The organism is Leptospira sarikeiensis (assembly GCF_004769615.1).
Lineage (GTDB): Bacteria > Spirochaetota > Leptospiria > Leptospirales > Leptospiraceae > Leptospira_B > Leptospira_B sarikeiensis.
The window spans coordinates 257,055-278,516 of sequence record NZ_RQGF01000028.1 but is presented as its reverse complement, the minus strand read 5'-3'; the positions used below and the strand labels follow the sequence as shown (position 1 = coordinate 278,516).

Here is a 21,462-nt window from a genome sequence, read left to right as displayed (position 1 = left end):
AGAAGAAGATGGCAAAAGCAAAATGTCCAGAATGTATCCAGAATATTCCAGAGTACATGCTTACCTACGGGGACATGGTAACTCTACTTCTGTGCTTCTTCATTATGTTATATCGTACAGGTAAAACGAACGCGATCGAGATGCAGATCATTCTCTCCGCGTTCAAAACTACCACGGGCTTTTTTGACGGGGGCCAAACTCTCTCCAAAGGAAAATTGGAAGAGATGGGAATGAACATTGAAAGTCTTCCGTCCATGACAACAGGAAAGGCACTTTCTAAATCTAAGAAGACCGCAACTGAATTGTTCAAGCCTGAGATAGAAGCAGGAAAAGTAAGGGTCACAGAAGACGAAAGGGGTCTTGTGATCAGTTTAGTAGGAGCGGATTATTTTAACCCTGGATCCGCAATTTTACAAGAACCTATCAAAGGAACTTTAAAGAAGGCGAGTGGACTCATCAAAGGATTGGAAAGATTCGTAAGGGTAGAAGGCCATTGCGACGCGGATGCAGTATTGCCCGGAGCCAATCCAAACAGGGAAGAAAGAACGTATTTGAATAATTGGGATCTTGCAGGAGCAAGAGCGATCAACTCTACAGATTATGTTGTGGGAGTCGGAAAGTTAGATCCAAGTTGGTTTCAAGCAGTGAGTTTCGGATCTTATCGTCCATTGGTTGTAGAGAACCAAGGAACGCCCGAAGCAAAAGCGTTTAACAGAAGAATTGATATCGTAATCTTAACGGAAAAATCCACCAAACGAAACGAGTACGAATCGAATTTCGGCCTACCTAAGAGCCGAGTTCCAGGTTCGGAAACTTCCACCGAAAGTGGATTATAGAAGAGTAAAAGGAGAATACCCATGGGCGATCCCGAAATAGACGAGGAAGAAGGCGGTTTACCCGCGGCGGATGCCGGCGCCGGCTCGTCTCCGCTCATTAAATGGCTGATCTATATTGCCGGTGCCGTATTCGGTATTATCATAGTTGTACTTGTTTCTATGTTCGTAGCGAAACAGGCAGCGACTAGCACGTTCAGAGAAATGAAAAACGTGGCTCTTGTAAAACCACCTCCTCCTTTAATGACCTTCCAGTTTCAGGAAGAATTCCGTATCAACACTGCGGATAAAGGAGAAACACATTTCGTAAAGATGAAATTATCTTTCGGAGTTGCAAGAGACGATGCAAAGATCACTGCGGAACTTGCTGAGCGTATCGCTCAAATGAGAGACTTGGTGAACCTGATCATAGGAAGAAAAACCAAGGACGATTTGATCGATGTAGAAGACCAATTGGATTTGAGAGAAGAGATCAAAGCACAGATCAATCATATTCTCTCCGACGGAAAGATCCAAGAAGTCTATTTTACAGAATTCATCGTCAACTGATGACAGGACCTAAGATCCTAGGGGTTATCCCCGCAAGATACGGAAGTTCCCGATTTCCGGGCAAACCTTTGGCCCAGATCGGGAATTTTCCTATGATCGCTTGGACATATAAAAATTCTCTCCAATCTTCTCTTCTTCATGAAGTAGTAGTCGCAACAGACGACGAAAGGATCCGAAAAGCGGTTTTGGATAATGGAGGAAAAGTTGTGATGACTTCTCCGGATCATCCTTCCGGAACAGATCGAATCAGAGAAGTCTCTCTTCAATATCCTGATTCCGGGATTATAATTAATATACAAGGTGACGAGCCCGGAATAGAGTCGGAACTCATTGACGGAGTTGCTAAACTTAAATTGGATCGTAAAGACTGGGCAATGAGCACTGCAGCGGTCCTTTTGGAAGAAAATGAAATTTCGGATCCGAACCGAGTGAAAGTGGTGTTGGATAAGAATGGAAAGGCATTATACTTCTCCCGTTCTCCTCTTCCAAGCCAATTTAAAAAGACAGTCCCGGCGTATAGGCATCTTGGAATTTACGGATACGATCGGGATTTTTTACTAGGGTATCCTGATCTTCCCCCAAGCGCGTTGGAAGAATCCGAATCTTTGGAACAATTAAGAGCGATGGAAGCGGGTTATTCTATCGGAGTGTACATAACGTCTCAGGCCGCGTTAAGTGTGGATACTCCGGATGATTTGGATTTGGTGATAAGAGATTTTAAGAAGAAGGGACTGATCCCTTAACTTAGAGCTTCTTGTAGAGTGTTATGGATCAGGACGAAATCCGTAAGTCCTACGATATCCATCACTTTTCTAAAATGATCGTTTAAACCTGCGAATTCGATTTTGGAAGAAGATTCACTTGCTTTGGTGATCAAACTGATCAAGGTAGCAAGTCCCGCCGAATTGATGTAAGACGTTCCATGAAAGTTCAAAATGACCCGAGTTCTACGTTGTTCGGGAATGGATTGATATTTTCCCAAAATCTCGTCATCCGCTTCGGAGGTGATTTCTCCGGAGATATGAATTACCGGGACATTTGGTTCTAGATCCACGTTTATTTTGAATTCGTCAGACATCTGCCTTATTTAGCACAAAAGACCTTCCCTCTCAAAGACAGTCAATCCCGTTTCCTGGGAAAAACCGGCCCCCGTCGGGTTTGGCTTAAACGTGGTGCTCTAATTCCTCCGGAGAAAGTCTATCGAAGACCTGCCCACATTGGGCACATTGAAAGGAAACGGTGGTTGGTTTAGAGGAAATTCCGAAAAGAATTAGAAACCAGGCCCATTTTCCGTAGGTTTTTATCTCTCTTGAAAGAGGAGATTTTCGGTCTGTTCCACAACTATCACAGTGCGGTAAAGATGAGGATCGGCTCACATAGCTAGGATGAAATGGGGGTGGAAAACTTCCAGAAGAAAAGTGGGGAAAAAATGAAAACCGGGAGTCGAAGAACTCCCGGAAATTTGAAATTAATTTTGATTTAAATAAACTACGTACTTAGCAACTTTCTTTAATTTTTCGTCGCCTAAGAATTTGTAAGAAGCCATTACAGGGTTACTAGGAATTCCGTTGTTCAAAGTTTTAAGAACTCCTGCTTCGGTAGGTCCGTTTTTCCACTGGTTAGCTGGCGCTTTATAATTTCTTGGTTTAGGATTTAGGCTCGCTGCAGCAGGTCCGTCTCCGGCACCGGTTTCTCCGTGGCATGTATTACATCCGTTTTCAAGAAAAAGTTTTTTACCTTCTTCAATCTCCGGACTTAAAGTAGAAGCGGGTGCGGTACTTGCGACAGGTGCTTCTTCTTTTGGTTTTTCTTTATCTCCGCAGTTCGTAAGGAAAGTGAGTGAGAGAATGGAAACAAAAAGGGAAATCAGGATTGCCCGAGTTTTCATGGAGTACTCCTTTGTATTGGTTCCAAGTTTCTTTTTGAGAAAGAGAAAGCAAAGAACTTTTTGTCACGAAACTGTCCGGAGTGATTTTACAAACAATCCTGGAGTTAAGTCGAATTGTTTTGAAGATTGATTTATATCAACGAATCGGTAGATGATTCTTAGTATCGATTTGTAAACTTAAGAAAGAATTTGTTTTATTCGTTTTGAATAAAACAAAGCGGGGTTAGTCCCACCCCGCTTCCTTTTTGATCAAGCAGGTTTAAAAATAAAACCCGTTGAAGTTTCTGTTCTATCAAAACGGACCGGCATGTCTATAGCGATGGATTCAGTTACAGGTTTTCCTTGGTATTCCCCTTCGATAATACTCATGGTTTTTGCACCTTCTTCCAATTCTACAACTGCAAGTACGTAAGGAGCTTTCGGAGCAAGATGTCCGAATCCTACGTGAACAACTGTGTAAGTATAAACCTTTCCTTTTCCGGAGAAAGTTTTGGCTTCCACTTCTTCCGAACCGCAGCTTGTACAAGATACGACTGGGTCGGTCGCTTCGAAACCGCAGGACTTACATTTTTTTCCGGTTAAAGAATTTAATTCCATTGTCTCAGCCATCATTCTCCCCTTTGCAGAATATGCACGATACTTACTGCACCTGGTCCACCTAAAACATGGGTTAACGCGGTGCGAGCATTTGTTACCTGGCGTTTTTCGGATTGGCCTCTGAGTTGGAAAGTCATTTCAACAACTTGGCCTACACCTGTTGCTCCTACCGGATGGCCTTTTGCTTTTAATCCGCCAGAAGTGTTTACAGGAAGTTTTCCGCCTAAACGAGTATGGCCGTCTTTTGTGAATTGGCCGCCTTTTCCTTTTTCTACAAAACCAAGATCTTCTATATTGATGATCTCAGTGATGGTGAAACAGTCATGGCATTCCAAAACGTCGATGTCCTTTCTTTCGACTCCTGCCATCTTAAATGCCTCAGTAGCCGCTTGGATAGAAGCCGGAAAACTAACCGAATCTTTTTTAAGAGCTACGTTGAAATAATCTCCACCAATACCTGAACCTTTTACGACCACAAAGTCTTTACGCACAGATTTTGCTTTTTCTTTGGTAGTGATAACGACTGCTGCAGAAGCGTCGGTAACTAAAGAAACATCATGAAATCCGAATGGAGTTGTGACCATTCTTGCTCTCATAATATTATTAAAAGAGATCTCTTTTTGTTTATGAGCGAACGGATTCAAGCTGCCATGGAAATAGTTTTTTTCCGCGACTGTTGCTAACATTTCTTTGGTAGTTCCGAATTCATGCATATGACGGATCGCGTTTAATGCAAAACCGGAAGGACCAGAAATACAATATCCGCCTTCCACGTCCTGGTCCTGTCCTCTTGCTACGATTTCCATAGTAGTTTCGGGATCTAAACCGTTCATTTTTTCTACGCCTAAAACCAAAACAGTGTCGTATAGACCGGATGCAACTGCAAGAACTCCTTGTCTCATTGCAATCCCGCCGGATGCACAAGCACCTTCCGTTCTGATTGCAGGCTTGTCACCTAATCCGAGTAAGTTGGCAGCATAAGAACCCATCGTGTTTTGCGCGTTGAATTCGTTTCCTGCGTAGTTACCTACGTAAACTGCTTGGATCTCTTTTCTATCGATGCCAGAATCTTTGATCGCTCCGTTGCCTGCTTCGGTAACTAGATCTCTAAGAGTTCTGTCTTTATGATTTCCGTGGACCGTTTCGTAGGCCCCTATGATCGCTACTTCTCTCATTGATGTTCTCCTTACATTCCGATCCCGGCGCCGCCGTCTACTCTTAGGAATACGCCAGTGATATAAGATGCTTTGTCTGATAGGAAAAATTCTACTGCGTTAGCGATCTCTTGTTGAGTTCCAGGTCTTTTTAAAGGAATGAACATCGGATCCGTTAGTTTTTTCTGAACTTCTTCAGGAAGAGAGGCTGTCATATCTGTTTGAACATAACCAGGGCAAACTGCATTTACAAGAACTCCTCTTCCGGAGAATTCTCTTGCTGCTACTTTAGTAAGAGCGATTACAGCAGCTTTGGAAGAAGAATAATTTGCTTGTCCTGGTTGGCCAGATAGACCGGAAAGAGAAGAAATATTTACGATCCTTGCAGAAGGAGCTTTGAGAAGAAGTTTAGAAGCGGACTTAGTCATTAAGAAAACTCCCTTCGCATTTACATCCATTACGAAATCGAATTCTTGCTCGCTCATTCTGATAAAAAGGTTATCTTTTAGAACTCCTGCGTTGTTTACTAAGAAGTCTAGTTTTCCGAATTTTTCCTTAACAGCGCTGATCGCTGCGTCGCAATCTTCAGGCTTAGTTACGTTTACGGGAATTCCTAAGGTTTTTACTCCGAATTCTTTTGCGATATCTGCAGCTGCTTGTTCGATATGTTCTTTGTTCAAGTCGACTACGACAACATCTCCGCCGTCTCTTGCTATTGTGTTTGCGATCGCACGTCCTAAACCTCTAGGAGATGCCGCTCCGGTAACTAATGCTACTTTTCCTTCGAATTGTTTTGCCATTTGGATTCCTCTTATGTCCTCGGATAAATGAATATTTGAACCTGCGGATCGTTTGGATTGATCTCGATCCGTTTGTAGTAGAACGAATGTTCTGGTAAAAGATGGATCTTACCTGGATTCCCGACAAGAAAAATTCGGTCGTTTATATGGACATGAAACACTGTTCGTTTTTGTTGAACATTTGTTCGCTCGAATAAGGTCGGATTGTTTGGGGCCGAACGAACAACTCATTGTTTGAAAATATGTCTCCGCGATATAGGATATTAAGATAAAAGTTTTATTAGCGATAGGAGCAATTCAAGCGTTCGGGAATGTTACTAATGGATCGTGCAGTAGAGATTTTATTTGGTCTTACAAATCTAAGAACCGTGGAATGCAGGTACGTGTTGTAATGCAAATTAGAAGAATTAAAGGGCAGAGATATTTGTAGTTGGAGTTGAAAATATTCCAATTGTAAATTCTTACTTCGTCGAAGTCCTTTAATGATACAATAGCAGATGAGATATAGACTTGGAGAAACGATGAATAGTAATGTTGAAATAATTGAAAGGAACCTACTTGCAGTAATTGAGGAAATTGCTAAGCAAGAAAGCGTAGGTGCATTAATCCCAGATACAATGCTTAGTTTAGAAGGGCTTGTTGAAAGATTAAGAGAATATATAAATATAGCTGGTGAATATGCAATAGCTTACGAAATTATAACCAGCTCACTTGAGAAATTACCCTTTACTCTCCAAGGAGGGACCATCATCAAATTGATTGATGTGGCGCTAATCATGGGATATCGATATAAGAAAGATTTATAGGGTCCTAACATTACTGAAAGATCTCATTTATATCCCATCTGGGTTAGCAATCCATTCTAATTTCTGAATATTGTATAACAATTGGGGTATTGCAGATTTCGAAATACTAATAATATCATATTTTATAATTATTTTTGTCTGAGTTTTTCTCTATAGGAACTATTACGTTTAGCATATGAAAAATGCATAACGTGCTATATAAGGAAAAATGTATGAGAAAAAGTTTCTTTTTGGGAATGATCTCCCTTTTGGTTTTTGCGAATTGTTTGGCGGTGGACTCTCTCGGTTTATCGGACAGTGTGAAAGGTTCTGAAGCAAGAGAAGAGATCAAACAAGCCGCTTTAACTTCGGATATTCTTTTTTATGGATCTGTTGATCCAGCAAATGCGGCGATGATTACTGCGATCGACCTATTCTTAACCGATCTATATTTGAAGATCGATGATAGTAAGTATTATAAAAAGGCGGATGTGGACAAATGTGTTTCGGATGTTCGAGTGATCGGACTTTTGGTTATGGATCCAAGTACTACTGTTGCTACGAGCGCTAACTGTAATAAACTAAAAGCAAACGGAGCAATTCTCTAATTTTGTAAAGGCCGGAGGAGAGTTTTGTTGAAATCGGAATATCCGGAAATTTTTGAGAGATTCGGTTTTCGCTTTAACACAATAGATTTTCTTTCGGCCAGTTAAGGCAGGATAATAAAGTAATAGACCCCTATTCTTTTCCTGATCATTCTTTCCAAAACTATTTTCATCTGGATGATTGAATGTGCTTGGCCTTCCCCTTTGTTTATCTCGTTCTATTTCTGATTTTTGCATTCCTAGTTTATTATTTTATTGAAGTGGTCGAAACGCCGGTTCTTCAATTCAGTGAAGGCGATTTTATTAGTAGGGTAATTGCAAATTGTCCCCGCTTAACTGAGAAATATTTTCCTACTTTCTGGTGTTTTAATAATCATTTGATGCTTGCTTTATTACTTTTTAGAGAGCATCGCTCCCAATCTTTTCCCTATGATAAGATAGAACATCTTAAGATGAAGGATGGAGGGATCACTGGACTTGCTTGGTCTGATCCCAAAGGTAAGAAAAAGTTGGATACTGATCCAATCGCGATTATTTTTCACACAATCAGCGGTGACGAACAGGACGTTAAATCAATTGTAAAAGTCATCGGAACTCAACTGGGTTGGGTTTCTGTCGTTTGTATTCGGAGAGGACATGGGAATCTTCCTCTTTCTAAACCTCAGATAAATACGATGGGATCTAGTTCTGATCTAAAGGAACAACTCTTATACGTTAAAAAACGATTTCCGAATAGTCCTTTATTTGGGGTCGGGATTTCTGCGGGCTCTGGTTTACTCGCGCGATACTTGGGAGAATCAGGGACCAAAAGTTTATTGGATGCTGCTGTTGCAATTTCTCCCGCCTATGATATTGAAAAAGCATTTCATAGAGTCCATCCTGTTTATAGCAAGATCATGGGTCAAAGATTGATTAATTATTTTTTGAAGCGTCATTATGAAACCTTGTCTTCTCTAGGTGGATTTCAAGAAGTGCTAGAATCAAAAAATCTGGGCGAATTTCAGGATCGTTTGCATAATCTTTCAGGTTTTGATGATAAGGAAGAATATTACAGATACTCGAATCCAGCTGTGGTAATGAGAAATATCAAAACACCAATTATGATCTTGAATGCTAAGGATGATCCAATCTGCGTAAATCAAAATGTTTTAGAAAATCTACATTGGTTAGAAACTCTTCCGAACTCGATCCATGTTTATACAAAAAGGGGAAGTCATATCGCATATTTTGAGGGATGGAAAGGTACATCTTGGTCGGACCATCTAGTATGTGAATATTTTAAAGCAGTTCAATGGCAATTACCTAAGAAGAAAAAGAAACCGAAGGCTAAATCCGCGAAGAAACGTTAGTATAAACGGAGTTTAAAATATAGATTTTTGAAAGTTAGGAGATCTTATGCTTAATCAATTTTTAGTTCTGTGTATGACATCGATACTTTCTTACTTATGTATTTTTCGTTCAGATACGATGCAAAATTGGTTAATAAGTAACGAACGAACTGAAAAAGTTAAAATAGAGGCATCGGATTTTAATACTATTTACCGTATTAAATTTATTGGAGCCGGTGCAGCTGTTATGAGTTTAGTAAATTTATATGCGATCTTGAAAAAATACGGAGTAATATAGACTTCTTCATTTAATTTTTATGGAGATTGTACTTGTTTTAGTGTGATTTTGAGGGGGTAGCGTAAGACGCGTATAACGCGGCTGGAGCGAGGGGGAGACTTCCCCCTACAAACTCGAAACTGGAAAGATGACTCGGTTATAAATTCTCACCTCGTCAATGCTACCTTGGTAGAAAAAAGATCCAAGAGGCGAAAATCCTAACGAGAATGAATTATACGTATTCCAGGGGCGATTGTTTCCGAATTTTCCTGAAGAAACAAAAACATTATTCACATATAGAGAAGCAGTTAGGCTATCAATATCCCAAATAAAAACCATATGATACCAGGTATTTTCGGAATATGCCCCGCATGAACTCGAGACATCCACGTCTCCGCTACCACCGCTATTATTCGTAAATGTTCTTAGCCTTCCTGTGCAGGATATGGAAGAAAGTGCATAGAATTGCATTCCAAGTCCTCCGTCTTGGCTTAAAAAAATAGACTGTCCTCCATTCGCTCCCGGTGGCCATTTTCCACTTACCCAAACACTGATCGTAAAGGAGGAAACAGTCCCGTCCATAAACAAAGGGCCTTGGGCTAATGATCCGTGATAAGCTCCGCTTCCATCATAATAATATGCTCCTCCAGGCAATCCAAATCTATCCGCGGTGAGTGTAGGAGTTCCTGAGACTGCAGTTAAATCTAAACCACCTACTATATCCTGGGTATGTCCGTCCAACGGCCAATAATGTACTAGTCCTATAGAAGAATCTAACAAACTCAATTGGATTAGGTTTTCGAAGGCTCGATCATTCTTAGAGTTCAAGCTATCTAAAAGTAGATAGGTTCCGCAGTTTAGGTGAAAGAAGAGGATAAGGAAAAGAGTTATAATAATTCGCATAGAGACTTTATTACATATAACCTAACAGTACGTTGGTTTTTTCAACAAGACCATTAAATTTTAATGAAATAACTTTGAAAATCGAGATATTTGGATCGAACCGAATATTCTATTCTTACTTAGATTTGGGTAGAGAAGTTGTCCTGAATAGCAGTCAGAGCTCTCTTCATAATAGCTTTGTTCCGTAAGTTCACTCAAATATAACATTGCCAAATTAGAACTTATTCGTTACAAGGAAACCATGTATGATATCCCACTTATTCAATTAGGACCCGTTAAAGCAGCTTGTATCCAAGGCGATCCGAATGGTGCTTACGTGATCTTCCTACATGGATACGGAGCGAACGCTTTCGATCTTCTGCCTTTATATTCTTATATGGATGTTCCGGAAGGGACCAATTTCATTTTTCCTGATGGGATCTTGGAAATTCCGATCGCTCCGGGCTATAACGGAAAGGCATGGTTCCCGATCGATATGGAAGCCTTACAAAGAATGATGGTCGCGGGCGGATCTAGAGAACTTTTTGAACGTTATCCTGCGGGATTGGCAGAAGCAAAGGAAAAGATACTGGAGATGATCCGCGCTTTAAATGTTCCAATGGATCGGATTATTTTAGGAGGTTTCTCTCAAGGCTCCATGCTTGCTACTGAAATTACATTAAAGTTCGAAGAAAAGCCGAAAGGACTCGTAATTCTGTCTGGAACTTTGATCGATGAGACCAACTGGACTGAATACGCGAAAAAGATGTCGGGGTATAAATTCTTTCAAAGCCATGGTAGAATGGATCCTGTCCTCGGTTACCCTGCTGCGAAACGTTTGGAAACTTTGTTAAAAGAAGCGGGCTGGGTAGGGGAATTACTCGCATTTCCTGGTGGACATGAAATACCGGAGGCGGTATTACACGGTATGAACCGCTATTTGCGAGAACTGTTCGAATGACTTATCTGATAGAAAAATACGTAGCTCTTAAAAACAAATACCGCAACTACGATACTAAAGAAGCTTTGCGAAGAATGCAAGCCTGTCGTATCGCATTAAAAGAACTCGAAGATAAAGGTTTCAGGACGGGTGTGGAGATCCTAGGTTCGATTAATTTTGGGATCGTGGAGCCTTCTTCCGATATAGATTGTATTCTATTACATTATTGTGATTTACATAAGGACCAAGAATGTCCCGAATATTGCCCTAATTTTTTATACGAGTCCGAGGAGATCAAAGCAAGCCTTCGCAGAAGATTGAAGAACGAAAATTTAAAGATCGAATTTTTAGACTGTATCAATCTTAGAATGGTAGAGAGGGCCTTGGAAGCGGGCAATTGGAAGGACCACGAGGTTCTACGCAGGCTTCTTTTCTATAGAACTATAGGCAGACCTGTGAATCGTCCTCTCTTTATACCTTATGCGGAAAGGTTGGAAGAGAACGAAGAATATATCCGGGATATTTTAGAATGGGGTTCCGAAGCATTAAGTGTTTATCTCGGAACGTCTCGCCATCGATTCTCTTTTAGTAAGTATAACGAAAGAATAGAAAGTTCCGGCTTACAACTTCCTCACGGTTTAAAGGAAGAACTGGAAAGTTATTTGGAACAAGGAGAAGGTTCAGATCCTGCTTCTCCGCAACCAGCTCATTATAGAGATCCGGCATAATACCAGGAAATTTCTTGCAAAACGGGTCTTTCGGGTTGTTATTATAGTGAGATGAAAGCGTTATTCGGAAAGCCGACTTCGATCATTGTAGGCCTTTACTTTTTGGTCCTTATCTTAGGATGCGCAATACCTTCCGATAATTCCGGAGACCCTAGTACTAAAGAATATTACGAAAATGCGATTATAAACTGTTTATTGAATGGATGTGATAGAGAGATCAATATAACCGGAGGGAATCAACTCGCAGAAAATGGAACTCTTGTCCTATCTGTTTCATTAGTGCATCAACCGGAAACTTCTTCTGCCACTTATAATTTTACGATCAGTAATCCTGCTATTGCTTCGATTGCTCCATCTTCCCTTATTTTTACTCCTGAAGACTATAGTACACCCCAAACGTTGACGATTTTAGGACAGCCCGATGATGCAGATTCTAAGAACGATACGCTTATTTTATCCATTCTAACTCCGGATTCAGGTACAATTCCTTATCCGATCCAACAGCTGGATAATGATAAATTTTTGTTTGCAACGGATCCTTTATATGCGGGAAATCTTTCGACTACCTTTGCAGATGTGATTTGCCAAAGTGAAGCCGAGTCTAGATATTCTTCTTCTCCTCCTCTTCCTGCCGGTACTTATAAAGCTTTTATAGTAGCCGGAACATTTCGCCAAGCATCCCCGAGCTTCATTAACTGGGTCTTAAAACCGAATAAAGAATATATAGATTTCGACAGTGGAAGTTTTTCTAAAGCATATGATACGGATGGAACTTCTTTATTCGTGTTCGGGAGTGGCAACGGGATCAATTCCGGATCGAACGGGCATTGGACTGGAATGCAACCAACCTGGCCGACTGGGAACACTTGTTTGGACTGGGGATCGAGTTCCAATGCAGAATTAGGTAACTTCGGAAATAGTATGGACCCAACAAGTGGCGGGATTTTTTCAGGAGCTCCTGATTTTTGTAATGCAGTGAAATCCTTGGTCTGCATCCAGCAATAGTATATTCAGATTTCTGAATTAAGAAGTTTTTGTTTTCTCGGTCACTTGGACAGGATCGGAAAGATGTCTAATGTCCATTCCTGTGTTCAGGCGGACCAACTCTTCTGCGATGTTTACCGCATAGTCTCCTGCTCTTTCGATCCCTAAGATCATTCTGTATAGATCTGCGAATTGATTTTTATCCAATCTAGGATCCAATACGAATTTTAAGAATGCTGCATGACAAAGATTATTTAGCTCTTCTTCCACAGTATGGACGGAACCGTAAAATCGATTCTTTTCCTCTACTAAGGATTCGACCGCCATTCCTACAAGGGTTACGACCCTAGATAACATCTTGTCCAAAATTTCTTCCTGTCTGAAAAAACCTTTGGGCAATAATCCTCTTCGATAACAGGTCGCGCAGTTTACGATTTGATCTCCCATTCTTTCTAAACTTCTATTGATACGAATGGAAGAAAGTGCGAAGCGTAACGGATCTCTTTTTAGGATTACTTCTCCGTCGATTTGGTCCATCCCGAGAAGATTTCGGTTTGCGACGGCTTCTAAGATAGCATTTTGGGAAAGATTATCGTTTTGTTTTTCAAGGCTATCGATTAGATCATCCCTTTCGATCACTTGTTTTGCAAGATCAGGGTTCTCTTGCTCGATTGCGTCATCCAAGATCAGGACTTGCTCTAGGCAAAGCTCCGCCATCGCATACAGATTTTTTCTAAGATAATCGAACTTGGATGCCATGGATGTCTTCCGAAGGTTAACCTTGGATGTACGGAATGGTCAAGAGGTTTTTTAAAACGGTCAAAATCGGCCTAAAAAACCATCGAAATCGGAGAACCGGGAACATTTGCTCCCGGTTTTTTAAAATTATAGAAGGGAGCGTACTAGGATCACTAACATCGTAGCGAAACTGATATGTTGGATCAAAAATCCTGCAAATCTTACGTTCACGTTCCAAACTCCTCCGCCACTTAGATGAGCGCTAGTCTGAAGTATTCTTGCTCCGAAAACGATCCAAGCAAGTAGATCGAATGTATCGTTTTGGTATCCTGAAACGAGAAAAGTAAGTACTAAGACCCCGAAGATAGGAAGGGTTTCCACACAGTTTAAATGTGCGCGATTGATCCTCCAATAAAGATCGGAACCGTGTTGTACCCAAGCTGGGAACTCATTCGATTTTTTTTGTCCTAAAAGCACCTGAATACTTCTGAATGATGCAACTGTTAGGACTAGTAGAATGGTCCATGCAGTGAAAGCGATTAATGGAAATACTGAATTCAACATGCCGGTTAGAGAAATTGCAAACAGGCTCTTTGGCAAGAAAATTTTGAATATTCGTTAGGAACTAATGTATATCGTTTTTACCTCAAACGATATACATTAGATTTTTATAAACGGATCAATCCCCGTCCGCTGTAGGAGGTAGGCTTGGCACACCGAGAACCGAGAAAGCGTCCACGTTAAAGTTTTCCTTTAGTGGAGTCGCTATATCATAGATCGGTTTTACGTTATTATTGATACTTGTTGTACCGTTTTGTATTTGATCATACAAATCATTGGAAGTATTGATTGCTGCTTTTAATGCAGTAATAGCAGCTTTGATATCCGTATCCAATTGAGGATTTTGGGCCTCGACCATTTTGGAAATCGTATGTGAGTCAGTATCCGCAATGTTTCCTAAATACCCGGCTTCGAATCCTTCTATACTATCGAATAGGCCTTGATAAGCATCTCTTGAGAATGTTGCTTCCGTTGCTTTTGGATTTGCTATCGAATTTGAGATACATCCTGGAGTGAGGCATGCAGGACCTCCCAATTTAGGATCCCAGATCTGATATAATATATTCCCTAAAGATTGAACATACGTATCGAATGCAGCACCTTGATTGGTGAAGTAAGATCCGTTTCCGGCAACAAAATTCCCTAAGAAATTTCCTTCTGCTGGATCCCATATAGCTCGTAAACTTTCTGCATCTTGTCGGATCAATTGCGCTAATGATTTTAGATACTCTAGTCTTCTGGAACTCGGAGCGTTTGCAGTGTTGATCGCAGTCGAATCCCCAGGGTTGTTTGCATCTCCGCCTGACGAAAAGATCAACATTTCCAAGGCTTCAAATCCTTTGTAGATGACTGAACATTGGGATAAGGCGGTACTTGTGACAGGATTGGTAGTCGCACAAGGCGCCGCAGTATTTGTAATCACTTTATTTACGTGAGTCCAAAGAGGTCTCGCAGAGATCGTTTCAAATGCATCCAGTTTGGTATAATAATTCTTGGCGGAAGGAAATGAGGCTGGGCCGAAATAGAAAGGTTCAACTCTTTTTAATGAAATACGTGCTGTTTTCCAAGCGTCTTGTAGTTCTCCTAACGTAGTCGTATTTTGGGTGGTATAATAAGCATTCGCTTTCGTTTCTAAAACCACCGTATCCGCCGCCAAATTTTCTAAAGCAGGTAGAATTACTTTTGTTCCGGAGTATTTTAGGACTTTTGTATAATCTGCGCCGGAGTTGAATAAAAAGGCAAGAGCGCCTAAATTATTGCTCGAACCTCCATCGCAACCTACGAGAGTGAAAATGGAAAATATTCCGGATAAAATTATAGTTTTATAATGTTTTTGTTTTTCTTTAAAGCTCATTGTTTTTCCTCTCTAAAGGGACTCTAAAAATTTGATCAGTTGTTGTCTCTGGGAAACGTTTAAACTTTGGAAATTTCCTCGAGCGGTATCCGCTTCTCCTCCATGCCAAAGGATAGCTTCCTCGATACCGTTTGCTCTTCCATCATGTAAAAGTTTTGTATGACCATTGACCGTTTGGAGCAGGCCAAGTCCCCATAGGGGAGGTGTTCTCCATTCTTGCCCAGTTGCATCAAAATCTTGTCTTCCATCCGCAAGACCGGGACCCATATCATGTAGGAGCAAATCCGTATAAGGTTTAATATGTTGAAAAGAGATTTCCGGAAATCCTGGAACATATCCTGTCTGAACATATGGTTTATGACAAGCTGCGCAACCTACATTACTAAAATGAACCTTACCTGCTGCAACGTCTGGGTCAGAAACATCTCTTCTTGCAGGAACTCCTACAAGCTTAGTATAAAAATTGACCGAATCCGCTAAGTTCACAGAGATCTCAGGACTTGCAGTTCCGAGTGCAACAGTCGCACAAGTTGTTTGAGAAGAAGGACAATTGTCTGTTGAAAATAAAGGGCTCGTAATTCCTATATCTCCTAAGAATGCGCCTTGATTTTGTTGGAATAGACTAGGCTCGTTTGCCTTCCATCCAAATCTTCCAAGCACTTTAGCTCCCGCTGTCACATCCCATACTTGATTCGTTTTTCCGGAAATTCCATCCGAGTCTGCATCAGTCGGATCCGCCCAAGAGAGGATTGTACTTTCAGGTATCGCTTCTAATAATCCGAGACCAGGGATCAGAGGTGCCGTTCTTGGTGAAAAATGAAATCCATTTGGAGATCCGGTTGGATCACCGAAGAGCGGGTTCCAAGCGAAGGAGTAAGTTGGTTTGCTTAACGTTATATTTGTTCCTTCCGGATAGGTGTTTGCCCCACTCGGGTAATTTGGAGCCGCTACCGAACTATAAGAAACGGAAGCGGATCCTTCCGGTGGAGTAAAGTTAGCACCGGATACACTTCCACTGCCAGTATCACAATTAAAATTGGAATCGTATTTGATCGGGTTACAACCAAGAGCCTTATGATTTAATTGAAGCCCGTAATTATCCAAACCGACAGGTCCTCCCGTAGTCGGATCGGCTCCGTCTTCTGAAAGACGAATTAAGATCCCTGCAAAATTGTTCAAGGAGCCGGAAGAAGGAGGAGCTCCTCTTCCATCATGTTGATGGCAATTTTGGCAAGCGTTCGTATTAAAGGTTGGCCCGAGGCCCGCGGGAGCGCTACTTCCTTCTGAGACCCAAGTGATATTAAAGAAGGAATTCCCACGATTAAACTTAGTAGCTCCACCATTTCTTAAATTGGCCGCTCTAATATCGAATGCAAAAGCATTTGATACGAAGTTTGTCGTGTAACCGCCCGAATATTCTTCACCTGGATCGGCTTGAGCAGAAGTATTTAATGCTGCTAATAGCGCGAGAGAGTCGGCATTACTTCCTCCGGACGGATCACATCCGAAAAAAGTAAGAGCGACGGATATAAATAATAGGACCAGCCAATTCTGGTTGATCCGGTTTTTATGATCTCCTTTTTCAAGGAGATCTTTGTTTTGTTCACAGTTCATTTTTATATGTTTGCCGAAAGATACCATGAGTTCGGCACTCAGAGTTTTCATTTTGCAGATCGACTTAGAGTCCTAAGCTGTTCCTTGCAATTACCATATTTTGGGCTAACGCAGAACTGATCAATTGACCGACATTCTCCAGGATACCGTGCTGGCTATCACCAGGATGCATAATTACTTGATCATAACGATGACTTAAAGTACCGCCCGAACAAGTAGCTGTGTAGTTCGGATCTGCTGTTTCATCGTCAAGATTGATACAAAATGTATTTCTTGCAGTTGTGATCTGAGCGCCGATCGATCCTTGGTTTCTTCCGCTAAGAACATCAGCAATCCCAGGTCCGCTGCTAAGAGTTACGCCTTTTTTGATGCTGAAGTTACCGGTCCAAATGTTTAAAACACCTTGAGCGTCGTAATAGAAGTCAGCTTTTGTAGTATCGCTAAAACAAGAATGTTCATCTTCTTGCAGTTCGCTATCGAGCCCTGCTAAACGATCTCCACCCCATTCTTGGACCATAAAAGAAGTAAGTCCTACAAATACGTCTTTCAAAGATGTGTTCGTATTTCCTTCTGCTAAGAAAGTATCTGTTCTATAAATTCCGGAAACAGTAGCTGGATCCCATTGGTCTCTAATTTGAGTTAAGTGACCGATCAACCCTTTTGTAGTTTCTAAGAGGTATGCTCTTCTATAACTAGGAACACCACCGCCTGAAAAATCAGTAGCTGGTCTTTGTCCAGGAACGGTATTATCGCCGCCGCTTGTATTGTCTTGTCCCCAAAGAAGATATTCGATAGCATGATAACCGGTCATAACTACTTTTTCAGTATCACCTTCGCTACCGCCAGCTAAACTCGCGTCTCCATTTTTAGAATAGATATCAGAGAAACTTGGAGCAGAACCTAAACTGTTGATATAATTATCAATGACAACTTCATCTAAAGGCCATGCATTGATCGCGCCTTCGCATTCGTCTGTTCCGGTGTAATTCGTACCACCCGGAGCTCCGCAGAATCCTGGATCAGCATCGATCGGGCCGTTGCTAAAACGAAATGCTTCTGTTACAAGATAGCTGGATCTTGCGACTACCCAAGCGTTTCTTGCAGCAGTTAAATTTGTTTCATTAGGGGTCGTATTGAATGTTGTAATTGCGGTTTGTAATGCAGTAGCATCTACAATCGCTTTGCTATACGATTCGAAAGCAAGATCAGCGTAACGTGATAATGCTTGTGCTTTCGTTGCAGTAGGAGGTGTGTCAATTGCCAAAAGAGCGGCAAGAGAATTATCACCACCTGGACCTCCGCAGGAAATGAGAGAACCGAATAAGGTAAGACTGAACAGAATTGAAATTATCTTTTTGTGGATGTTCCGCATGGAAAATCACTCCTTCAAATTTGGGAAAAATCCCCGGTCCGGGTAAACTGGCCGGGGCCAGAGATGAACTGTGGGGATGACTCCCTCCGGTACCTGGGACAGGGACCGGCTTGATTTTGCAAGTGAGAATAAGTCTCAAAAAAAGTCAATCAGGTTTTTTTCCTGAGCAACATTCCATCTCGGGCCGACTCCAGGATTTTTATTCAAAACCCCATTTTGCTTCATTCTACCAAGAGAAACTAATCCTTTTGGGTTAAAAGAAACTGAGCCTGACTCTCAAAATTTTCGAGAAAGGGAACCCGGTCAATTCGAAAAAGGTCGGTCAAAAAAGATTCTTAAATTTCAGGGAATAAACCGTGTGAGAAATCATTAGTAAGGATCTCGAATGCTGCACTTCTGGCAGATTGTAATCGGAGAGGAGAAGTTTCTCCTTTCCGTTGTATTAAAATTTCTGCTCTTGCGATCTTAGAATTCAAACAGTGTTTCCATCCTCCAGGAGGATTCGCATAACGTAAGCAGGCGAAATCTTTTTTATCTGCGTGTATCCTTCCCTCAATTTTGATCACATCCGAAGATGCTTGGAAATTCCAATTGAAGTAATCGTACTTTGCACGTCCGAAAGAGGAGAATAAACCGTTTAATAAGTATTCTTTCCCCTGAAAACGCAAAACGATCGGAGTAATTGCAGGTGTCCATAACGGCCCGATCTTGATCTTTGCGGTAGCTAATTCTAAGAAAGAGTCTGTCTCTCCATCAAATCCGGCTACTTGTCCCCAAGCGTATTGATCCGTATGTTTCGGGCCCCAGTTATGGTTTTGGCTTCCTCTCCAATTTTCGATAGATATTTTATTATTTTCTAATTTTATAAATCCATTAAGTAGAATGGATGGACGTCCTACGAGTACCTTTGCTTTAGGAAAACCTCCGGAGTATAAATTTTGTGGGAAAAGAAATAAAGGCCTATCTCCTCCGGAAAAATCCAGTTCCCATTCTATCTGAACGGAACCTTGTTTGTTTCCCGATTTTCCTTTGATACCGTTCTTATCTTGTATAGAAGGGCCGATCTTTATTAGAAATGGGTCACCGGTAAATTTACATTCTGAGATGGGGATTTCCGATTTGGAAACATAATGTTTTCCATTTTCACCATCAAAATAGATTGCCCATAATTCTCCGATCGCGTCCTTTGCGGAATTTTTTGGAGAAAAAATAGTATAACGGATCCAAATTGCCAGAGGTCGACTAGGATGATTTCCTCTTACAAACCAACTCTCATAGTGCCCTGAATTTGAATCAGGACGAAATCTGGGAAAATCATAATCTTCGTTGATACTCATGCAGAAAATATTCGTGTTATCTAGGTTTGGGGCAACTAGAATCCGATTTCTTCATGTGGGAGTTCCCACAAAATTCCATTTAAAAAACAATTCCGAAAGATTTATAGTGTCGACGAGTTTGAAGAGAAAAACGAATCTTTGAATATGGAAATCCCTTCGTATTCTCTCTCGGATTGGAGAGCCGCCGTTTCAAAATATGCAGAGGAAATTCTCCGCGTAGGTCATGAAAAGTCGCCGTTCTGGATCGCTGTCCGTACATTCGTATCCGCTTCCTGCGAAACTGATGATCCAGAACCTTTTTACGACGATCTAGATTCCGGATTTAAACGGGAGTTGACAGAAGAGGATGAGGCTCGTTTGGACGAGGCATTATCCGTTTTTTGGGATCAGGCAACTGCAGTTCTTATCGCAATCTCTGAAGCTTATAGCGATGAAGATGAGGAAAGAAGCGAAGAAATTACAGACGAGGCCATATCCGGATTATTATCCGGCCTGAATGATGCAGGTGTGAAGACTATGTCCGACGGGGAACTTTTGGAGATCGCCGTTCTAGTCTTAAATATTAGATTAAATTATCATAATGTTCCTGTCGAAAAGACCTTCACCGTAAAAAGTCTGAATTCGATCCCCGATCTGGAAGAAAGAAAGATCCTAGAACCTTTCGTGACTTTCCTGATCGAAGATTTTCAGACTGTAGAAGATAGAGAGGAAAGGTTCGCGTTACTAATGCAGATCTTATTCGATACTCTTTGGGCTCTTTTCTACCTGGGATTGGAAGAAGACGAAGAATAATTATTCTCCGCTTTTTTCTCCCACTCTCAACTTTTCTTTTCTGAAAGAGATGATCGCGATCACAAGGCTTAATGCAGCGAGAATTGAGCTAACTATAAAAGGTGCTCCCGGAAAGTAAGGGCTTGCTCCTTCTCGAGTGAAATACGCAAAAACGGAACTCATTAATAAGGGACCGGTAATAGCGCTAAGGCTCATCATACTTCCCATGATCCCTTGGAATTCTCCTTGTTGAGAAGCGGACACGTGATTGGAAATATAACCCTGGATTGCAGGAGTCGCTATAAAACAAAGAGAGAATGGAACAAGTAAAACGTACAACATCCATTCTTCCCAAGCAAAGGCGAATAAAGAACTGATCCCGACTCTCGCAAGTATCCCTAAGTAGGCGGAATTTTTTTGTCCGAGTTTCGGGATAATGATACGAAGCAAACCTCCTTGGACGGCTGCAAGAGAAGCTCCAACAACCGCTAAAGAAAATCCTATTTTAGTCGCAGTCCATTGGAACTTATTCATAGTAAAATAAGACCAACTGGTTTCCATACAATGATTTGCGACGAATATTAGAAATAATGAAAGTACAAGTCCGCTTAAAGGTCCTGGATATCGGATTAATCCGATAATGGAACCGAATGGATTTGCCATGATCCAATTGAATTTCCTTTTATTCTCCTCTAAAAGAGTTTCAGGTAATACGAAATAACCATATATCCAGTTCAGGAGTGATAAAGAAGAAGCTACCCAAAAAGGAGCTCTAGGGCCGAATTCGGAAAAGAGGCCTCCGATGATCGGACCTATAATAAATCCCATACCGAAGGCCATGCCTACTAATCCCAAGTTTTGGGATCTTTTTTCCGGAGGGCTTATATCCGCAATGATCGAACCTGCAACTCCATAACTCGCCCCCGTAATTCCCGCGATGATCCTTCCTACAAATAACCAAAACACATTCGGAGCGAAAGCTAAGAACGCATAGTCAACTCCTAGGCCGAATAATGATGCAAGAAGAACCGGTCTTCTTCCGAATCGATCGCTTAAACCTCCTATGATAGGTGCACAGAAAAATTGAGTGATTGCATATGCAAATGAGAGAAGTCCTCCATAAACCGATGCGGTGCTTAGATCCCCGTTTAACATCTCTTTCAAAAGATTTGGAACGACTGGGATAATGATACCGAAGCCGATAAAATCGATCAGTAATGTAAAAAGCAAAAATTGAAGTGCGGATTTTTTTTGAACTGTCATAATTCTATTTTCTTTATAAGGCCCGAGGAGGGTTGTTTTGAAATTCAGATCGACAACAATGGGTCCATAGTAAAAAAATTTCGTAAATCAGAATCCTAAAAT

24 protein-coding genes are annotated in these 21,462 nt (G+C 41.2%); 10 read left to right on the top strand and 14 right to left on the bottom strand.

The genetic code is table 11. From position 1 onward, the window contains the following. Positions 1 to 8 precede the first annotated feature (8 nt). The 3 genes from motB to kdsB are packed head-to-tail and all read left to right on the top strand — an operon-like array spanning position 9 to position 2,125. Positions 9 to 836: a flagellar motor protein MotB gene (gene motB, locus EHQ64_RS12550; RefSeq protein ID WP_135649821.1), complete on the top strand. Its 828-nt coding sequence runs from the start codon at positions 9 to 11 to the stop codon at positions 834 to 836. Between the two features lie 21 nt (positions 837 to 857). After that, positions 858 to 1,382, top strand: a complete 525-nt coding sequence (locus EHQ64_RS12545) for a flagellar basal body-associated FliL family protein (protein ID WP_008591739.1) — start codon at positions 858 to 860, stop codon at positions 1,380 to 1,382. After that, the gene (gene kdsB / locus EHQ64_RS12540) at positions 1,382 to 2,125 is read left to right on the top strand and encodes a 3-deoxy-manno-octulosonate cytidylyltransferase (protein ID WP_135649820.1); all 744 of its coding nucleotides are present in this window, start codon (positions 1,382 to 1,384) and stop codon (positions 2,123 to 2,125) included. Before EHQ64_RS12545 ends, kdsB begins: the two co-directional genes overlap by 1 nt. Here kdsB and EHQ64_RS12535 read toward each other — a convergent pair. From EHQ64_RS12535 to EHQ64_RS12510, 6 genes are all read right to left on the bottom strand, one after another. After that, positions 2,122 to 2,460, bottom strand: coding sequence for an STAS domain-containing protein (locus tag EHQ64_RS12535; protein ID WP_020769614.1), 339 nt, complete (start codon positions 2,458 to 2,460; stop codon positions 2,122 to 2,124). The genes kdsB and EHQ64_RS12535 overlap by 4 nt on opposite strands. A gap of 85 nt (positions 2,461 to 2,545) precedes the next feature. Continuing rightward, positions 2,546 to 2,758, bottom strand: coding sequence for a hypothetical protein (locus EHQ64_RS12530; RefSeq protein WP_135649819.1), 213 nt, complete (start codon positions 2,756 to 2,758; stop codon positions 2,546 to 2,548). A gap of 92 nt (positions 2,759 to 2,850) precedes the next feature. Next, positions 2,851 to 3,270: a c-type cytochrome gene (locus tag EHQ64_RS12525; RefSeq protein WP_135649818.1), complete on the bottom strand. Its 420-nt coding sequence runs from the start codon at positions 3,268 to 3,270 to the stop codon at positions 2,851 to 2,853. 249 nt (positions 3,271 to 3,519) lie between these two features. Further along, positions 3,520 to 3,879: a Zn-ribbon domain-containing OB-fold protein gene (locus EHQ64_RS12520; RefSeq protein ID WP_135650562.1), complete on the bottom strand. Its 360-nt coding sequence runs from the start codon at positions 3,877 to 3,879 to the stop codon at positions 3,520 to 3,522. Continuing rightward, positions 3,879 to 5,042, bottom strand: a complete 1,164-nt coding sequence (locus EHQ64_RS12515; RefSeq protein WP_135649817.1) for a thiolase domain-containing protein — start codon at positions 5,040 to 5,042, stop codon at positions 3,879 to 3,881. Before EHQ64_RS12515 ends, EHQ64_RS12520 begins: the two co-directional genes overlap by 1 nt. Positions 5,043 to 5,053: 11 nt before the next feature. Next, on the bottom strand, positions 5,054 to 5,821 hold the full coding sequence (locus EHQ64_RS12510; protein WP_135649816.1) for a glucose 1-dehydrogenase: 768 nt from the start codon (positions 5,819 to 5,821) through the stop codon (positions 5,054 to 5,056). Between the two features lie 521 nt (positions 5,822 to 6,342). On the opposite strand from EHQ64_RS12510, the gene EHQ64_RS12505 reads away from it, so the two are divergent. The 3 genes from EHQ64_RS12505 to EHQ64_RS12495 all read left to right on the top strand — a co-directional run bounded on the left by EHQ64_RS12505 (position 6,343) and on the right by EHQ64_RS12495 (position 8,560). Next, the gene (locus EHQ64_RS12505) at positions 6,343 to 6,627 is read left to right on the top strand and encodes a hypothetical protein (protein WP_135649815.1); all 285 of its coding nucleotides are present in this window, start codon (positions 6,343 to 6,345) and stop codon (positions 6,625 to 6,627) included. 212 nt (positions 6,628 to 6,839) lie between these two features. Next, positions 6,840 to 7,214: a TIGR04452 family lipoprotein gene (locus tag EHQ64_RS12500; RefSeq protein WP_135649814.1), complete on the top strand. Its 375-nt coding sequence runs from the start codon at positions 6,840 to 6,842 to the stop codon at positions 7,212 to 7,214. A gap of 182 nt (positions 7,215 to 7,396) precedes the next feature. Next, positions 7,397 to 8,560: a YheT family hydrolase gene (locus tag EHQ64_RS12495; RefSeq protein WP_135649813.1), complete on the top strand. Its 1,164-nt coding sequence runs from the start codon at positions 7,397 to 7,399 to the stop codon at positions 8,558 to 8,560. Positions 8,561 to 8,942: 382 nt separating this feature from the next. On the opposite strand, the gene EHQ64_RS12490 is transcribed toward EHQ64_RS12495, so the two are convergent. Then, on the bottom strand, positions 8,943 to 9,602 hold the full coding sequence (locus EHQ64_RS12490; protein WP_246048745.1) for a LamG domain-containing protein: 660 nt from the start codon (positions 9,600 to 9,602) through the stop codon (positions 8,943 to 8,945). 358 nt (positions 9,603 to 9,960) lie between these two features. On the opposite strand from EHQ64_RS12490, the gene EHQ64_RS12485 reads away from it, so the two are divergent. Genes EHQ64_RS12485 through EHQ64_RS12475 form a run of 3 tightly spaced genes read left to right on the top strand, consistent with a single transcriptional unit; the run spans position 9,961 to position 12,371 of the window. Next, positions 9,961 to 10,659 carry an alpha/beta hydrolase gene (locus EHQ64_RS12485; RefSeq protein WP_135649811.1) on the top strand — a complete coding sequence of 233 codons (699 nt, stop codon included), beginning with the start codon at positions 9,961 to 9,963 and terminating at the stop codon, positions 10,657 to 10,659. Beyond that, positions 10,656 to 11,366 carry a hypothetical protein gene (locus EHQ64_RS12480; protein WP_135649810.1) on the top strand — a complete coding sequence of 237 codons (711 nt, stop codon included), beginning with the start codon at positions 10,656 to 10,658 and terminating at the stop codon, positions 11,364 to 11,366. Before EHQ64_RS12485 ends, EHQ64_RS12480 begins: the two co-directional genes overlap by 4 nt. 51 nt (positions 11,367 to 11,417) lie before the next feature. Further along, positions 11,418 to 12,371 (top strand): DUF1554 domain-containing protein, encoded by a 954-nt coding sequence (locus tag EHQ64_RS12475; protein ID WP_135649809.1) that lies wholly within the window; start codon positions 11,418 to 11,420, stop codon positions 12,369 to 12,371. A gap of 18 nt (positions 12,372 to 12,389) precedes the next feature. On the opposite strand, the gene EHQ64_RS12470 is transcribed toward EHQ64_RS12475, so the two are convergent. The 6 genes from EHQ64_RS12470 to EHQ64_RS12445 all read right to left on the bottom strand — a co-directional run bounded on the left by EHQ64_RS12470 (position 12,390) and on the right by EHQ64_RS12445 (position 19,326). Next, complete coding sequence (locus EHQ64_RS12470; protein ID WP_135649808.1) at positions 12,390 to 13,109, bottom strand: phosphate signaling complex PhoU family protein; 720 nt, start codon at positions 13,107 to 13,109, stop codon at positions 12,390 to 12,392. 126 nt (positions 13,110 to 13,235) lie between these two features. Then, positions 13,236 to 13,652: an MAPEG family protein gene (locus EHQ64_RS12465; RefSeq protein WP_135650560.1), complete on the bottom strand. Its 417-nt coding sequence runs from the start codon at positions 13,650 to 13,652 to the stop codon at positions 13,236 to 13,238. A 115-nt stretch (positions 13,653 to 13,767) separates the two neighbouring features. Further along, on the bottom strand, positions 13,768 to 15,003 hold the full coding sequence (locus EHQ64_RS12460; RefSeq protein WP_135649807.1) for an imelysin family protein: 1,236 nt from the start codon (positions 15,001 to 15,003) through the stop codon (positions 13,768 to 13,770). Between the two features lie 12 nt (positions 15,004 to 15,015). Further along, complete coding sequence (locus tag EHQ64_RS12455; protein ID WP_135650559.1) at positions 15,016 to 16,617, bottom strand: di-heme oxidoreductase family protein; 1,602 nt, start codon at positions 16,615 to 16,617, stop codon at positions 15,016 to 15,018. A 64-nt stretch (positions 16,618 to 16,681) separates the two neighbouring features. Continuing rightward, positions 16,682 to 17,989, bottom strand: coding sequence for an imelysin family protein (locus EHQ64_RS12450; protein ID WP_135649806.1), 1,308 nt, complete (start codon positions 17,987 to 17,989; stop codon positions 16,682 to 16,684). Between the two features lie 335 nt (positions 17,990 to 18,324). After that, complete coding sequence (locus tag EHQ64_RS12445) at positions 18,325 to 19,326, bottom strand: hypothetical protein (protein ID WP_135649805.1); 1,002 nt, start codon at positions 19,324 to 19,326, stop codon at positions 18,325 to 18,327. A gap of 144 nt (positions 19,327 to 19,470) precedes the next feature. Between EHQ64_RS12445 and EHQ64_RS12440 the strand changes: the two genes are divergently transcribed. Beyond that, positions 19,471 to 20,118, top strand: coding sequence for a hypothetical protein (locus EHQ64_RS12440; RefSeq protein WP_135649804.1), 648 nt, complete (start codon positions 19,471 to 19,473; stop codon positions 20,116 to 20,118). On the opposite strand, the gene EHQ64_RS12435 is transcribed toward EHQ64_RS12440, so the two are convergent. Continuing rightward, entirely contained in the window at positions 20,119 to 21,360 is a 1,242-nt protein-coding gene (locus EHQ64_RS12435; protein WP_135649803.1) for a TCR/Tet family MFS transporter, read from the bottom strand. Between the last annotated feature and the right edge of the window lie 102 nt (positions 21,361 to 21,462).